The 15,415-nt window shown below is 47.1% G+C and carries 12 protein-coding genes and 1 pseudogene; 7 read left to right on the top strand and 6 right to left on the bottom strand.

All coding sequences use genetic code 11. From position 1 onward, the window contains the following. Nucleotide 1 precedes the first annotated feature (1 nt). Entirely contained in the window at nt 2-1,648 is a 1,647-nt protein-coding gene (gene pqiB / locus PT300_11940; protein MDF7681256.1) for an intermembrane transport protein PqiB, read from the top strand. Next, nucleotides 1,645-2,205 (top strand): membrane integrity-associated transporter subunit PqiC, encoded by a 561-nt coding sequence (gene pqiC, locus PT300_11935; GenBank protein MDF7681255.1) that lies wholly within the window; start codon nt 1,645-1,647, stop codon nt 2,203-2,205. Before pqiB ends, pqiC begins: the two co-directional genes overlap by 4 nt. Nucleotides 2,206-2,347: 142 nt before the next feature. Here the strand turns inward: pqiC and fabA are convergent, their stop codons facing one another. Both fabA and PT300_11925 read right to left on the bottom strand, forming a co-directional pair. Next, nucleotides 2,348-2,866 (bottom strand): bifunctional 3-hydroxydecanoyl-ACP dehydratase/trans-2-decenoyl-ACP isomerase, encoded by a 519-nt coding sequence (gene fabA / locus PT300_11930; GenBank protein MDF7681254.1) that lies wholly within the window; start codon nt 2,864-2,866, stop codon nt 2,348-2,350. A 69-nt stretch (nt 2,867-2,935) separates the two neighbouring features. Then, nucleotides 2,936-4,696, bottom strand: coding sequence for a Lon protease family protein (locus tag PT300_11925; GenBank protein MDF7681253.1), 1,761 nt, complete (start codon nt 4,694-4,696; stop codon nt 2,936-2,938). Between the two features lie 217 nt (nt 4,697-4,913). Here PT300_11925 and matP point away from each other — a divergent pair, with 217 nt between their 5' ends. Then, the gene (gene matP / locus PT300_11920; GenBank protein MDF7681252.1) at nt 4,914-5,366 is read left to right on the top strand and encodes a macrodomain Ter protein MatP; all 453 of its coding nucleotides are present in this window, start codon (nt 4,914-4,916) and stop codon (nt 5,364-5,366) included. A gap of 197 nt (nt 5,367-5,563) precedes the next feature. Here the strand turns inward: matP and ompA are convergent, their stop codons facing one another. Beyond that, on the bottom strand, nt 5,564-6,622 hold the full coding sequence (ompA, locus tag PT300_11915) for a porin OmpA (GenBank protein ID MDF7681251.1): 1,059 nt from the start codon (nt 6,620-6,622) through the stop codon (nt 5,564-5,566). A 792-nt stretch (nt 6,623-7,414) separates the two neighbouring features. Here ompA and PT300_11910 point away from each other — a divergent pair. Continuing rightward, nucleotides 7,415-8,041 (top strand): TfoX/Sxy family DNA transformation protein, encoded by a 627-nt coding sequence (locus PT300_11910; GenBank protein ID MDF7681250.1) that lies wholly within the window; start codon nt 7,415-7,417, stop codon nt 8,039-8,041. Here PT300_11910 and yccS read toward each other — a convergent pair. Beyond that, nucleotides 8,038-10,164 carry a YccS family putative transporter gene (gene yccS / locus PT300_11905; GenBank protein MDF7681249.1) on the bottom strand — a complete coding sequence of 709 codons (2,127 nt, stop codon included), beginning with the start codon at nt 10,162-10,164 and terminating at the stop codon, nt 8,038-8,040. The two genes, PT300_11910 and yccS, sit on opposite strands and share 4 nt — an antisense overlap. 369 nt (nt 10,165-10,533) lie before the next feature. Between yccS and helD the strand changes: the two genes are divergently transcribed. Next, nucleotides 10,534-12,588: a DNA helicase IV gene (gene helD, locus PT300_11900; protein ID MDF7681248.1), complete on the top strand. Its 2,055-nt coding sequence runs from the start codon at nt 10,534-10,536 to the stop codon at nt 12,586-12,588. Between the two features lie 29 nt (nt 12,589-12,617). On the opposite strand, the gene mgsA is transcribed toward helD, so the two are convergent. After that, nucleotides 12,618-13,076 (bottom strand): methylglyoxal synthase, encoded by a 459-nt coding sequence (gene mgsA / locus PT300_11895; protein MDF7681247.1) that lies wholly within the window; start codon nt 13,074-13,076, stop codon nt 12,618-12,620. A gap of 322 nt (nt 13,077-13,398) precedes the next feature. On the opposite strand from mgsA, the gene PT300_11890 reads away from it, so the two are divergent. Next, nucleotides 13,399-14,322: an IS5 family transposase gene (locus PT300_11890; GenBank protein ID MDF7681246.1), complete on the top strand. Its 924-nt coding sequence runs from the start codon at nt 13,399-13,401 to the stop codon at nt 14,320-14,322. A gap of 74 nt (nt 14,323-14,396) precedes the next feature. Beyond that, a pseudogene (locus PT300_11885) lies at nt 14,397-14,795 on the top strand (rhomboid family intramembrane serine protease). Between the two features lie 299 nt (nt 14,796-15,094). Here PT300_11885 and hspQ read toward each other — a convergent pair. Further along, complete coding sequence (gene hspQ, locus PT300_11880; protein ID MDF7681245.1) at nt 15,095-15,412, bottom strand: heat shock protein HspQ; 318 nt, start codon at nt 15,410-15,412, stop codon at nt 15,095-15,097. Nucleotides 15,413-15,415 lie beyond the last annotated feature (3 nt).

The raw sequence follows: 15,415 nt of genomic DNA, 5'->3' as shown, positions 1-15,415 counted from the left end.
CATGGAAAATGAAAGTGAAAGTGGAGAAGCGAATGTGCAGAAGGTGAAGAACTGGTCGCCAGTTTGGATCTTCCCTATTATCACAGTGCTGATTGGTGCATGGATACTTTTTTATCACTATAGTCATCAGGGGCCGGCTGTCACGCTGATCACCACCAATGCTGAAGGTATTGAAGGTGGGAAAACGCGGATTAAGAGCCGTAGTGTCGATGTGGGAGTAGTGGAAAGCGCTATTCTGACTGATGATCTGACTCATGTAGAGATTAAAGCGCGGCTGAATTCAGGGATGGAAAGACTGTTGCATAAGGATTCCCTCTTCTGGGTGGTGAAACCGCAGGTGGGGCGTGAAGGCATCAGTGGTCTGGGAACCTTACTGTCCGGGGCCTATATTGAACTTCAGCCGGGAACCCAGGGGGCAGAACCCAGCCACTACGCTTTACTTGATGCGCCGCCCCTGGCCGCTCCCGATGCCAAAGGGATCCGTATCATGCTGGAAAGCAATAAAGCAGGCCAGCTTTCTCCCGGTGATCCTGTGCTTTTCCGGGGATATCGGGTCGGGTCAGTGGAGGCCAGTAACTTCGATCCACAAAAGCGCAATATGACTTATCAGCTATTTATCAATGCGCCCAATGATCGGCTGGTGACCACCAATGCTCGTTTCTGGAAGGACAGTGGTATGGCAGTCGATCTGACCTCAGCCGGGATGCGTATTGAGATGGGGTCGTTATCAACACTGTTTGGTGGCGGGGTGAGCTTTGATGTTCCGGAAGGATTAGAGCTGGGTGAGCCGGTGGCGAACAAGACTCGCTATCATCTTTTCGATGATCAGAAGAGTATTCAGGACTCGATCTTCGTTCAGCATACCGATTATGTGATGTTCTTTAAAGACTCCGTGCGTGGTTTACAACCAGGAGCACCGGTAGAGTTCCGTGGAATACGGCTGGGCACCGTCGGCAAGGTTCCTTTTTTTATTCCCGGTCTTCACCAGAGCCTGAATGATGATTACCGTATTCCGGTCGAAGTGCGTATCGAACCGGGCAGGCTGGTGAATCAGTCAGGAGGCGTGGCTGATCTCAGCGAGCATATGGATGAACTGATTGATCGTGGGTTACGTGGATCGCTGAAGACCGGTAATATGATCACCGGTGCTTTGTATATCGATCTCGATTTTTACCCACAGGCACCCGCACGTGGTAAATTTCGCCAGTTCGAATCTTATCCGATTATTCCGACGGTCAGTGGTGGTCTGGCACAAATTCAGCAGCAATTAGTGAATGCGCTGGAGAAGATTAATAATCTGCCGATGAGTCCGCTGATTAAGCAGGCGACCAGCACGCTGGAGCAGAGTGAAAAGACCATGAAACATATGCAGGCAACACTCGATAACCTGAATAAGATCACCGCCAGTCAGACTATGCAGCAATTGCCCGATGATATGCAGAACACATTGCGGGCGCTCAATCGTAGTATCGAAGGCTTCCAGCCAGGTTCTGCGGCTTATAATAAGATGGTGGCGGATATGCAGCGTCTGGATCAGGTGCTTCGTGAACTGCAGCCGATCCTGAAAACACTCAACGATAAGAGCAATGCCTTAATATTTGAAGCCAGGGATAAAAAAGACCCTCAACCAAAAGGAGCAAAAGAATGAAACCCGGAATGGTTATCGCCGTGGCTTTGATACTGGCAGCGTGCAGCAGTGGGGAGAATAAAAGCTATTATCAGCTACCTGTTGTACAAAGCCGGGCAGAAAGCACCACGCAGCAGGGAGAGAAGCTTTTGTGGATTGACCAGCTGAATACCGCTGATTATCTGTCAGGTAATGGAGTGGTCTATCAGACGACTAACGTGCAGTATGTGATGGCTGAAAATAATTTATGGGCCAGCCCACTTGAACAACAGTTACGCACAACGCTGATGGCGAATTTGAGTCAGCAACTGCCAGGCTGGATGATCTCGTCAGAACAGTTGCGCAATACCCAGGATACCCTCAGTGTGACGGTGAATGGTTTTCATGGCCGCTATGATGGACGGGTGATTGTCAGCGGTGAGTGGTTACTGAAACATAAAGGGCAATTGATTAAACGTCCCTTCAATATTGAAGTTAAACAACAGCACGATGGTTATGACGCGATGGTGAAAACACTGGCCGAGGCCTGGTCTCAGGAAGCGGCCGCTATCGCCAGTGAGCTGATTCACCTGCCCTGATTTGTACTCGCTCAGATCTGATCTGACAGTGACCGGTTATATAGACAAGTCGCTGTCAGATTAAGCGGTGGCTGATACCTGTCATGCAGAGCCGCTATTCATTACCCAGGGCAATACAGACGTATTGCCCTGATAGTATGGATTAAAACGCAGAAGTATCCTGGAACAGCCCTACTTTCAGATCACTTGCGCTGTAGATTGGCCGGTCATCAACCAGTACTTCACCATCCGCCAGCCCCATAATCAGGCGGCGGTTAACAATGCGTTTGAGATGAATACGATAAGTCACTTTTTTCGCCGTTGGCAGGATTTGTCCGGTGAGTTTGACTTCTCCGACGCCCAGGGCACGCCCTTTGCCTTCACCACCCAGCCAGCCCAGATAGAAGCCCACCAGTTGCCACATCGCATCCAGCCCCAGGCAACCTGGCATCACCGGATCGCCGATAAAATGGCAACGGAAGAACCACAGATCCGGGTTAATATCGAGCTCTGCCTCAACATAACCTTTATCATATTTCCCCCCTGTTTCGCTCATTTTGATGATGCGATCCATCATGAGCATATTCGGTGCCGGTAATTGTGGCCCCTTAGCACCGAATAACTCACCACGACCTGAGGCAAGTAGTTCTTCTTTTGTATAGGATTCGCGTTTTTCTACCATATTTTTAGTAAACCTTGTGTTAAGTTCGCAACGCAGGATAGTGAATACAGATAAGCGGAACAAGTCCGATCAGTGTGAAACTAACCCTGCTAACCAGCGTAGCGGCCACGGTAAACGATGACGCCCTTCCTGTTGCGTCATCTGAGTCATCCGCTCGTGAATAATTTGCCGTAATGTTTGTTCTTCGCCACCTTCCCATTGTCGCTGCGTCAATACCGGTAATGCTTCAGTGACATCTTCCACCGCCCAGATATAAAACTGCTCATCTGTCACGGCTTGCTGCAATTCTGTTGGCAGGCTCAGATGCTGGATATTGGCGGCAGGAATAATGACGCCTTGTTTACCGGTTAATCCCCGCTGCTGACAAATGGCGAAGAAGCCTTCAATTTTCTCATTAACGCCGCCGACGGGCTGAACACGACCAAACTGATCGACTGAGCCGGTTACTGCGATGCTCTGATCAATCGGGACGCACGCCAGTGCGCTGATTAATGCGCACAATTCAGCCAGTGAGGCGCTATCACCATCGATTTCACTGTAAGATTGTTCAAAAGTCAGCGAAACCGTAAAGGGGAACTGCTGTTCAGGATCCAGCCCGGACATCAGAAAGGCCTGCATAATCATCATACCTTTAGCATGAATATTGCCGCCTAATTCTGCTTTGCGTTCAATATCGATGACCTCACCATCACCCGCATGGACGACGCAACTGATACGGGTTGGCTCGCCTGTGGCTTGCGGATGGCCTGGAAACTCAATGACTGACAAGGCATTAATCTGGCCAACATAGTGACCTTCAGTATCAATGCGTATCTGCTGCTGCAGAATTTCATTCTGCAGGCGTTCGCTGAGATAACCTTCACACCATGCACGCTGAGATAACATCTGCCGTATGGCTGCCGCCGTGATTATCTTATCCTCGCAGAAAGTTGCTGCAGCACGTAACTGGCGAGCTATCCATAACAGGCAGAGTGGCAGTAATGTCTGATCGCCGGTATAACGTGCGCCTTCATGGATCAGCAGAGGCCAGGCATCGGCGGCGAGTTCCGGTAACTCAAGTTGTCGCGCATTTTGCGTCACCCACTGACACCACTGTTTGAGTGTACCTTCATTGACGATGTGCAGACTCTCTTCATATTCACTATAAATGGCCTGAGCAAAGAGTTCGGGCTCCTGCTCCTGAAAATCAGCCAGTGACTCCCGTTCCCCAACCAGAATAACCTTCAGGTTAAGGGGCATAGAGGGGATCGTTACCGGCAGAGGACGGGATTCATCGGGAGATAGCCAGTCAAAACGCTGGCAGGCCATCATGTTCTTCAGACGTAGCCACAGCAAAGGCTGAGTAAGTAACGTGCGAAGAGAAAGGATAAGTATGCCGCCATTGGTACGATGAACCAGTCCCGGTTGCAGGGATATTTCACCATTAAACTGGCGTACACAGCCAAAAAGCTGTTCGTGTTCTATCCACTCGGCGTAGTCAACCGGTGTAGTATCGGCAAAATTATCGTCAGCACTTTGTGCGGTGGTCGCGGTAATAACGCCACCATTGACCTGGTAGTTTACGCCACAAAAGGGGACGGCGGGTTGATATAATCTGCGTGTCTCTTCTGTCAGCCATTGCAGATATTGTGCCTCTTCTGGTGCTTTGATCAGCATAAATGGCGCAACAGATTTTTCCATCAGAAGCTGCTTCAGTGCGTAGAATAAACGGGGCTGAAGATCGCGACTAAAGGAAAATGCTGTGTCAGTTAAATCGGCTTGCGTAAACAATAGCTGATAACTTGCTGTATCAGGCGCAAGATCTTTTCGGGTCAGTGTGGTAATGGTCAACGTTGCTGTATTTTAGTCAGAAGTAAAGCTCACAATTATACCTTATGCTGTGTCTGAGCACACCAGGGATTGTATCTGCCACCGCGATTATCATTGTTCTGGCCATCAGTCATCATTTCTTCACTGATTTGCCACGGTAATATAACCTGAATGATTTTGGGTATAGTCGTGAAAGCTGATATTCTTAACTCCGTTACACGATCACATTGAGATCGCCATGAAATATCAACAACTGGAAAATCTTGAAAGCGGCTGGAAGTGGAAATATCTGGTAAAGAAATACCGGGAAGGGGAGCCTATTACCCGATATCTGGAAACCAGTGCCGCACAGGCTGCGGTCGATATCTTATTAACGCTGGAAAATGAACCGGTTCTGGTACATGACTGGATTGATCAGCATATCAACCCGATGCTAATCAATCGAATGAAACAGACTATCCGCGCACGTCGTAAACGACATTTTAATGCGGAACATCAACATACCCGTAAAAAATCTATCGATCTCGAATTTATGGTCTGGCAACGTCTGGCCGGGCTTGCACAGCGACAAGGTAAAACGTTATCTGAGATCATCATACAACTAATAGAAGACGCAGAAAACAAAGAAAAATATGCCACTCAGATCTCCTGCCTGAAACAGGACCTCCAGGGATTGCTAAATAAAAAGTAGTGGTCCAGAAACCATCGGTGGTGTGCAGCAATGGTTAAGCATGGGCAGAGAAGGTTTTCAGCAGATCATGTTGATAAAAGACCTAAAAAAAACAGCTCCCTGACAGAGGAGCTGTTTCTGTTTCAGCAGTTAAAAATCAAATCATCGATTCTTAACTGGCAGATAATACTAAGTCACAGGATCAGACAGCAATTTATTTACTGAACAACGACTTCTTTATACCCTTGAACTTCGATCTCGACACGACGATCCGGTGACAGGCATTCGATCAGTGCAGCACGAGGTTTCACACCGTCACAGGTATTACCTGTAGTTGGGTTGGCTTTACCCATACCGCGTGCAGAGATCTTATCAGCCGGAATACCTTTAGCGACCAGGTAATCGACGACAGATTGCGCACGTTTTTCAGATAATGTCTGGTTATAGGCTTCAGAACCGATACGGTCGGTATAACCGACAACGACAGCAGAACCATCTTTCGGATCCATGTTGCTCAACTGGGTGTACAGCTGATCCAGTGCCTGCTGGCCTTCTACTTTCAGCGTCGATTTATTAAAGTTAAACAAAACGTCAGACTTCAGGGTGAAGTGTTTGGTGGTAACTTCCGGAGCAGGAGCTGGCTCAGGCATTGGCGCTGGAGCTTCGCCCTGGCCAAAACGGTAGGAAACCCCTACGCTTAACAAGCCATTATCAGGGCGCGCACCGACGGTACCGGCATCACCAATGTTATTAACCCACTGATATTCCAGGCGGGTTGCAATTTCAGGCGTGATTGCCCACTCTACACCACCGGCAAAAACCGGAGATACACCGGTGTCATTTTCGCTACGGGAAACACCGTTAGATAAATAATGGCCTTTAGCATCAGCACGCCATACCATACCACCTAAACGTGTATAGAGATCCAGGTCATCAGCAATCGGATAGCCCAGTTTTGCAGTCAGTTGCACACCCTGAGATTTGAATGCGCCGCTGTCTACGCTGCCTTTGTAAGCCATACGACCTAGCCAGTCATAACCCATTTCAAAGCCAACATACTGATTGACCTGGTAACCACCATAAGCACCAGCACCGATCTGATCCTTATGAACAGAACCGTTGTTGTTTTTGAAACCGTTACCGTAGAAACCGGTATCATGATACTGGGACCAACCCAGTTTACCACCTGCATACCAGGTGTTATCTTTCGGAGCGGCCTGTGCTACGGTAGCGAAACCAGCAAGTGCCACTGCAATCGCGATAGCTGTCTTTTTCATTTTTGCGCCTCATTATCATCCAAAATTCGCCATAAAGGTATCAACAGCCCTTACGGTTAAATCCTTCACCCGGGGCATGTTCATGGTTAACGCAGCGTAAACAGATCACCCCCTGGCCATGTAAAGTCTACAACTTAGTATGAAACTTACAAGTGTGAACGTTGTCAGAGAGAAGAAAAAAGGGATTATTTGCCACTATGCTCGATGAAAATGACTGTTTTTTGCTCACTTAATGAGCTGGTTTAAGTGCATGGCAGACAGCGACGTTTGTCAATATATCCTTCATACAAAATCGCTTTTTTTATCAATACGCAAATCACAAAATGCATTCCTGTCCTATTCTGTAATGGCATAATTGGTTGATTATAAAAAAATTGTGCCTCTATCTTTTCTTTCTTATCGTGAATCATCATATCACATCAGTTCAGTATTGAATGATGCGATAGTGCCATACCAGTAAGGGCTAAAAGTGAGATGAATAATTTTCATTACTGCTCCTGGTGTTAAACATGGGCGGCCTTCTCTGGTGATGTGTGGCACTGGCTATCTCTAATGTCGACAAAAAGCAAATTTGTTTCACTTATTAAGGTTTGATATTTGTGCGAGATCTATTTTTGGCGTATTCCTTTTCATTCTTATTAGAATTTTCTGAATGCACTTCGCAAAACAGAACGTGAATTAAGATTGATGTCAAAAGATCCTTGCTACGATACAAAAACTCACCTATTTTTTGTGTTAGTGGAACCACTAATAAAATATTTTGCGGGATGGATGACTATTTAAGGAGTAATAATGAATAAAATACTGACGATGAAGCTTCAGCGATTGCAAGAATGTTTATTACCATTAGGCAAGATACATTGTCGCCCATTATTTGGTGGTTATTGTCTGACCATTGAGAAAACTGTTTTTGCGATGATGGCAAAAGAAGAGATTTATCTCAGAAACTGTAAAAAGAGTCTGTCATACAGTGAGAAACATGCTAATCCTTTATTAGAAATGAAAAAAAATGGTCGCCTGTATTCATTGAATTACTATCAGATTAACGAAACGCTGTGGCAGGATGATAAAATGCTGCTTCAGTTATCATCCTGGGCATTACAAAGTGCGCAGCATGAAAAAAAACAGCAGTGTTTATCGGGCCGACTGAAAAAACTGCCGAATATTAGTTGTCATATGGAACTCTTGCTAATGAATGCAGGCATCACCGATGAACATATGCTACGCCAGCTGGGTGCCAAAAAAGTGTGGCTGAAATTACGCGAACTCAATAAATCTCTCACGCTTAATGTTCTCTATTCACTCGAAGGGGCGATTACAGGTAACCATGTGGGGGTCCTCCCGTTACAAAGGCGTCAGGAACTTAAGGAGTGGGCGAGTAGTCAATACAGCGTATGTCATGGTGATAGTTCAGGCTAAATGATAATTTGCTTTTGCAACTGGTGAATTTCCGGCAATAATGCCAGCAGCAAACTAATTTGCTGAAGTACCAGTGGTTCTTTGCTGTTGGCATGCGGATTTAGATGCTGGAGCCGATATTGTAAATTCTCCAGTGTCTGTTGCATTGGTTGCGCATCTGTCGGCATATGGCGCAGCACATTATCGATGTAGTGGATTGCATCATCAAGCAGTAACAAAATATCAGGTGTTGTCAGTTTTTCCCGATGAGTGCCTAATGCGGAAATATAGCTGATAAAAGTATGATTCAGACAGAGCAAACGAAATGCGGTCTCACGCATAGTGGCATTGACCCGTGGTTCCGTCGACAGATTAGAGACAACAGAAGCCAGTTCACTATCCTTATTATAAGCCTCATCGCGTGCGACACGATAAGCGAGTTGGTTGTGCCGTCCCTGATGGTATTGTTCAAGGATAGCATCGAGATAACGACAATTGGCATTGAGGGTTTGAGTCAGTACCCGGGGTAAATTGCGAAATTTCCAGTCTGGCCAGATGAAACTCACCGCTGCCCAGGAGATCGCACAGCCGATTAACGTATCAATGATACGGGGTAATGCCACCTCAAATCCCTCTCCCAGTAGATTAAAACATAAAAGTACCAGCAGAGTGATGAACATCGTGGCGTGTGAATACTGTATATTACGAAAGGCAAAAAATAACACCCCAGACAGCACAATCAGCAATAACTGTCCTTCGGTCGATGGCACCAGCAGAAGTATCGGCAGTCCAATGGCGATACCAATCAGGGTGCCGGTGATGCGTAATGCCAGCCGATGTCGGGTCGCGTTGTAGTTTGGCTGACAAACAAACAGACTGGTCAACAGTATCCAGTAGCCATGATTTAATCCGAGGAACTGAATAAATCCATAGCCAGCGCATAGCACGATCGACATTCGTAATGCGTGGCGAAATAAAGCTGATTCAGGGGTCATATTACGACACAGACGTGACCTGATATCTTTGAAACTATTGATTTTTTCCTCAGAAAGTAAATTTTCACTACTGTCAGCAAGTAACGCATCAGTACGTACTGATTCAATGGTGGCCAGTTGTGCATCAATAGCACGTAAATTATTAAGCAGAAAATCGAGCGCTTCTGGCTGATCTGTTGAAGCTTCGCGACTCTTGATACGCTTAAGAGCAGCATCAAGATGCATAAACGCCCGTTCGAACCTCGCATCATGCTGATAAGGTTCACGTAACAGGATGGCGTGTGATAATTGCAGACACGCGCGTGCCAGCATTTCCAGTATTCGCTGGAAGCGAAACATAATATCACTGTGCCGGAAATGATCACGCAATGCCTGATACTGTATATAGGAAGAATTGGCCCGCTCATGAATATCCTGAGCGACAAAATAATATTGCAATGTTCGCCGGGTATTTTTTTGTCCCCGATCGCCGCGCAGGCGGGTCAATAAAGACAATTTTGTCTGATTGAGCGTGGTAATTAACTGGCCATTTGCTATCGCTAAATCGTATAACGGTGCCTGACTATTGTCTTCAATATCAGGATCAAACAGACAGGATTTGAGATCCAGATAGTGCGCCAGCTGTGCGTAGCTGCGGGCAATATTATCCTGAAGTGGACGAATGGGGAAAATAAGATGTCCCACCAGGGTTATCAGGTTGTACCAGATAGCACCGGTAAGCAGTAACAGTGGTTGCATATACCAGTTGCTATAGAGCGATATCCCCAGCATGGTATAAATCGCGATCAATAGCGCACCGAATGCAATGGTTGCATAACGTTGCCCCAGTCCGCCCAGTAAGATAAAACCTGTCGTTGAAACCGTTAAGCCGATTGCAAATAACCACGGCCAGGGGAACAGAAGCGTCACTGAAGCAGAAGCGATGAAAAAACATACCAGAATAATAGCAAGATTACAGAGCCGTCCTGTCAGGCGATCGTCAAGATCAGTTAACGCGGCGGCAACAACACCGAGCGTTAAAGGAATGGTCATTTTGATTTCGCCCAGCCACCACGGAATGGCCGTTGTACCGCAAAGCGCAATAAAAATCCTGATGTTGTATAACCAGGCACTATTCCATGTATAACGATGCCATAAAGGGCTCAGCATAACGACATTCCAGACCACTAATGAAAATAATAAGATATCTGTGTTTTACAAATGAAACACGTGGTTAGCGCGATAAATCGTGTCATGATAGCAAGGCAGAAAGGGCAGGCAAATGATTTCCCGGGGGGAACATATGAACGCTGATATCTGAACCCGAATAATATTGCTTCATGCTCGTCAGTAGCCCGTCGGGGGAAGCGGCGAAGTTATCAATGTTAAAAACCAAAATATTCATAATGATATGTATAAAGTATCCACTCAATTACAGAGATAGTCTGCTACAGGGATTATAATGATTTTTACTCTGGAGTCGCTGTTCACTGGCAGTTAAACTTAAAAAATATTCTATCTGATCGTATTCGGCACAATATGGAACTTAAAGCGACAACATTAGGTAAACGTATGGCGCGGCATCCTTATGACAGGGTACAACTGCTTAATGCAGGTGTTAAAGTTTCCGGTGACAAACATGAATATATCATACCTTTCAACCAGTTATTGTCAATTCATTGTAAGCGTGGACTGATCTGGGGTGAACTGGAGTTTGTTCTGCCAGATAACAAAGTGGTGCGCTTACATGGTACGGAATGGAAGGCAACCCGACACTTTTTCCATCATCTGAATACTCGCTGGCAACAGTGGAGTATAGCCATGAGCCATATTGCAGCCAGACTTCTGCGTCAGCAGTGGGAAGTCCTCGCGCATTATGACGCCCAGGAACAGTGGCTGACGCAGCAACAAATAACAGAAATACAAAGTAACCTGCATTGTGCATTAAGCGGATTACCTGTACCTGTCAGCCGACTCGACGCCTTTGAGAACTGCCGTGAATTATGGCACCAATGCCAGCACTGGTCTGATAATATCGAAGCGATACGGCTGGCACATAACCAGGCCGTTACCACGCGGCTGGTCGAACAGTATCATGATTTTTTTACTGGTATTGAAACATCACCACTGGATATGGCACAGGCGCAGGCGGTCATTAATGGTGAACGAAGCGTGCTGGTTCTCTCTGGAGCGGGGAGTGGTAAAACCGCTGTTCTTGCAGCACGCATCGGATGGTTATTACTCCAGGGGACTGCGACGGCTGATCAGATCCTGTTGCTGGTATCGGGTCATCGTTCTGCTCAGCAGATGGATCAGCGTATCCGTACAGCCTTCCCTTCAGCCGCGCTGACAACACAAACTTTTCATACCCTGGTGCTGGATATTATCCGGCAAGGGGGGCAAAAAGCCCCTGGCCGCAGTCAGCTGGAAACTGATAGCGCACTGCGTCAGGCATGGCTACTGAAAAACTGGTGCCAGCAATGCCAGGAGAAAAAAGCGCAGGCGAAAGGCTGGCGTCAGTGGTTACAGGATATCATGGGCTGGCAGCTCCCCGAGGGGGAATTCTGGCAGGATGAGCAAATCCAGCGACGTATAACCAGTCGCCTTGATCACTGGCTCCGTTTGTTACGTATGCAGGGTGGATCGCAGGCAGAGATGATTGCCCGTGCGCCTGAAGCGTTACAAACGCCGTTCAGCAAGCATGTAAAACTGATGGCACCATTGCTTAAAGCCTGGAAAATGGCGCTGAAAGCAGAAAATGCCACTGATTTTTCCGGGCTCATGCATCAGGCGATTAATATTCTGGATAAAGGACGTTTTATTAGCCCGTGGAAGCATATTCTGATCGATGATTTTCAGATGATCTCCCCACAATATGCTGGGTTATTAATGGCTTTGCGTCGACAGAATACCCAGACCCATTTGTTTGCCACAGGGGATGACGAGCAGGCTGTTTATTGTGTCGATGAGGCTTCTCCGTCATTGGCTATTGCCTTTGAACACTATTTTGGCACCGGAGAGTATTGTGTACTGGACACGGCTTATCGCTTCAATAAACGTATCGCTCATGTGGCTCACGGTGTCATCGGGAAAGAGAAACACCGCCAGAATAAACTATGGCGAACTTTGACCAATGGTAATAAAAACGCGGTGACCTTACTGGCGGATGATAAGCTGGATAAGTTGCTGGATAAACTCAGTGGTTATGCCACACCAGAACAGCGGATTTTATTGCTGGCACGTTATCCTCATCTGAAACTCGATGTTCTGAAAAAAGCAGCGACACGCTGGCCCCGCTTACAGCTTGATTTTATGATGATTGACGCCAGCCAGGGGCAACAGGCCGATTATGTTATTGTGCTGGGATTGCAGAAAGGAAAAGAGGCGTTTCCGGCGCCTGCGGGTGAATCGATCATTGAACGGGCATTACTGCCGCTGGCAGAAGATTTTGCTGACGCCGAAGAACGGCGTTTGCTCTATCTTGCCATAACCCGCGCACGTCTTCGCGTTTGGTTATTATTTAATGAAGCTCATCCTTCGCCATTTGTCAGTATGCTGGAAGATCTTACGGTATCAGTAGCAGCCAATCCGTAATAGCTGACGGTAATACCGCCAGCTATCGCTTATTTCAGTCGTTCAGCAAGATAACGTTGATAATCAGGGATGACTATTTCGATAGGTTCATTAATATGAGGTGACAAAATAATAAAATCGGCCGTCGAAACATTTGTTGCCACCGGAATATTCCAGACCGTAGCCAGACGTAACAGCGCTTTAACATCAGGATCGTGTGGCACCGCATTGAGCGGGTCCCAGAAGAAGATCAGCACATCAATTTGACCTTCTGAAATCAAAGCCCCCACCTGCTGATCGCCTCCCATTGGCCCACTAAGCATGGTATTAACTTCAAGCCCGGTCGCACGGGAAATGAGGTTACCTGTTGTGCCAGTAGCATAAAGGTGGTATCGGGCGAGTTGTTGCTGGTGGCGCTCAACCCATTGCATCAGCATCTCTTTACAGTGATCGTGGGCAACCAGCGCAATATGTTTGCGCGCAGGTAAGGTGCGAGTGGTTAAAATCATCATTTTATTCCATATGTTGATTAGACGTGAGATAAATATACTGGGTCAGCGTGATAATTGTGGGATTCTGTGGTCACTCCGGGGATTTATCAGGATACTTACTGTAAAACATTTGCAGAGTGTGTAACAGGAAACGGGCAGAAAAATTTTTCCTCCTGCCCGCAATTTTACTTGTTATCATCGAATGGAAACAACTGTGGTTGTCGGTGAGATATCGCCTGCTTGTGTATCCGGTGAATCAGTTTACGGCTTTGTTGAATAAATCGAACTTTCAGGTGACTGGCGGATCTGATAGCTACAGTCATTTCAATATCTGGTCACTATGGCAAAGCAAAAGTTTAAAATAACCAACTGGAATGCCTACAATAACGCACTCAGACAACGTGGCTCACTGACGATCTGGCTTGATGAGGCTGCCATTGCTGCATGGACTGACAGTGCAAAGCCTGAGGGGCGAGGCCGGCCACTTCACTACACCGATATGGCAATTACCACGGTACTGATGATGAAACGCGTGTTCAACCTGTCGCTCCGGGCTTTACAGGGCTTTGTTGACTCGATTTTTAAGCTGATGGCTCTGCCGCTGCGCTGCCCGGACTACTCTCTGCTCAGCAAGCGGGCCAGCACCGTTAACATCAGCATAAAAACGCCAGCCCGTGGCGAGATCTCACACCTCGTCATTGACAGTACGGGCCTGAAAGTCGCTGGTGAAGGAGAATGGAAAGTCCGGCAGCACGGGACTGACAAGCGCAGAGTGTGGCGCAAGCTTCATCTGGCCGCAGACAGAGCGACGCACGAGATAATCTGTGCTGACTTATCGCTCAGCGGAACGACGGATGCGCAGGCACTGGAGGGTTTGATAAACCAGACCCACAGGAAAATCAGGGAAGCTTCGGCAGACGGTGCTTACGACACACATTACTGCCACGATGCCTTGTTGAGGAAAAAAATCAGGCCACTGATCCCGCCACGAAGTGGCGCGCAATACTGGTCCGGGAAGTATCATGAACGTAACCACGCGGTGGCCAATCAGCATCTGAGCGGCAGTAATGATGTCTGGAAAAAGAAAGTGGGCTATCACCGGCGTTCACTGGCAGAAACAGCGATGTACCGCGTCAAAACGTTGCTGGGTGGTCATCTGAGCCTGCGAGACTATGATGCGCAGGTGGGTGAAGCGATGGCGATGATCAAAGCGCTGAATCGAATGACGTCGTTGAGTATGCCGCATAGTGTCCGGATCGCATAACGGATGTATCCGAGGGAACCATAGACTCCATCGACTGCCTCTGATTTATTCAACAAAGCCACGTAAGCCCTGAGATATGGCGCTACGTTAGCCATTCTCTTATTCATTTTTCTTTTGCTCACTTATTTAGCAATATGCTGGGATGGTGCTATCTCGCAGGCAGAATGGAAAGCAAGTAGGGAAGTCTGCAGTTATTGATACTAACGTTGACTGCTGCAATAACTGGAGGGATGGCACAGTTTATGGCAAATGGAATCTGGTTTGGAGGTCTCTCTGGTGTGCTGTGTGCCCTGACAGGATTTTTGTGGTTACAGGGTGAACGTAATCACGTCAGTGATATATATCTGTTAAGAGGATTGATGTTGTTGACAGTGAGTGGTCTGTTTATCTGCTGGGATGAGCAACCTGGTATTGCCCAAGTCGCCCACAATGCTGGATTGATGACAGGGATGTTAGTAGCGTGTTTTTTGTAATTCATTTTCGTATACTGAAAATAAATTCAACGTGATTTATCGCGCGCGGCATCAATATGTTATTTTGTACTATAGATTACTGAATATGTTCGATGCTGCAAGAAGGTGAATGATATTTTTGCTATATCAAAGGCAGTCGCTTTTCCGTCGGCCGTGGATCAAGCCATGTGAGTGCAACAGCCATTAAGACAGAAAATAGCGTCAGAAAAACAAGATTGTGGTCAGTGGTTATGTGAAGAGGAAGAAGGGGATGAATATTAATTAAGATCCCCGGTATCAGAACGATTACCGGGAACCCTTTAATTACGCAGTTCTGGTGCCTGAAGTTGCTGACGAATAGCTCTGGCTAGCTCATCCATAGAGGGCTGCTCCGGATGTTCGTCACTGGATTCACCGCTTAATTGCACTTCTGCAAGATAGGTATGAACCGGTTGCCCATCTTCATTTTCCATGACTACATGATACCAGGGAGATGCGCGCAGGCTGTCATTAACCGCAATCTCATCCTGTTCGGGTTCTGACAACGAATATTGTGGATCGATATCGATCACAACCCCGAGGTAACCCAATAGCATATGACGAACTTGTTGACCAATACCGAATTTGCTGGCAATCATAGG

Source organism: Enterobacteriaceae bacterium ESL0689 (assembly GCA_029433525.1).
Classification (GTDB): domain Bacteria; phylum Pseudomonadota; class Gammaproteobacteria; order Enterobacterales; family Enterobacteriaceae; genus JAQTIF01.
The sequence above is the reverse complement of the archived record's forward strand: the minus strand, read 5'-3'. Positions and strand labels throughout refer to the sequence as shown.

Coding starts and splice junctions, on each gene's coding strand:
- yccS (MDF7681249.1), bottom strand. CDS start 10,164: ATGCTGAGCCCTTTATGGCATCGTTATACATGGAATAGTGCCTGGTTA.
- PT300_11890 (MDF7681246.1), top strand. CDS start 13,399: ATGGCAAAGCAAAAGTTTAAAATAACCAACTGGAATGCCTACAATAAC.
- matP (MDF7681252.1), top strand. CDS start 4,914: ATGAAATATCAACAACTGGAAAATCTTGAAAGCGGCTGGAAGTGGAAA.
- ompA (MDF7681251.1), bottom strand. CDS start 6,622: ATGAAAAAGACAGCTATCGCGATTGCAGTGGCACTTGCTGGTTTCGCT.
- PT300_11910 (MDF7681250.1), top strand. CDS start 7,415: ATGAATAAAATACTGACGATGAAGCTTCAGCGATTGCAAGAATGTTTA.
- helD (MDF7681248.1), top strand. CDS start 10,534: ATGGAACTTAAAGCGACAACATTAGGTAAACGTATGGCGCGGCATCCT.
- fabA (MDF7681254.1), bottom strand. CDS start 2,866: ATGGTAGAAAAACGCGAATCCTATACAAAAGAAGAACTACTTGCCTCA.
- hspQ (MDF7681245.1), bottom strand. CDS start 15,412: ATGATTGCCAGCAAATTCGGTATTGGTCAACAAGTTCGTCATATGCTA.
- pqiB (MDF7681256.1), top strand. CDS start 2: ATGGAAAATGAAAGTGAAAGTGGAGAAGCGAATGTGCAGAAGGTGAAG.
- mgsA (MDF7681247.1), bottom strand. CDS start 13,076: ATGATTTTAACCACTCGCACCTTACCTGCGCGCAAACATATTGCGCTG.
- pqiC (MDF7681255.1), top strand. CDS start 1,645: ATGAAACCCGGAATGGTTATCGCCGTGGCTTTGATACTGGCAGCGTGC.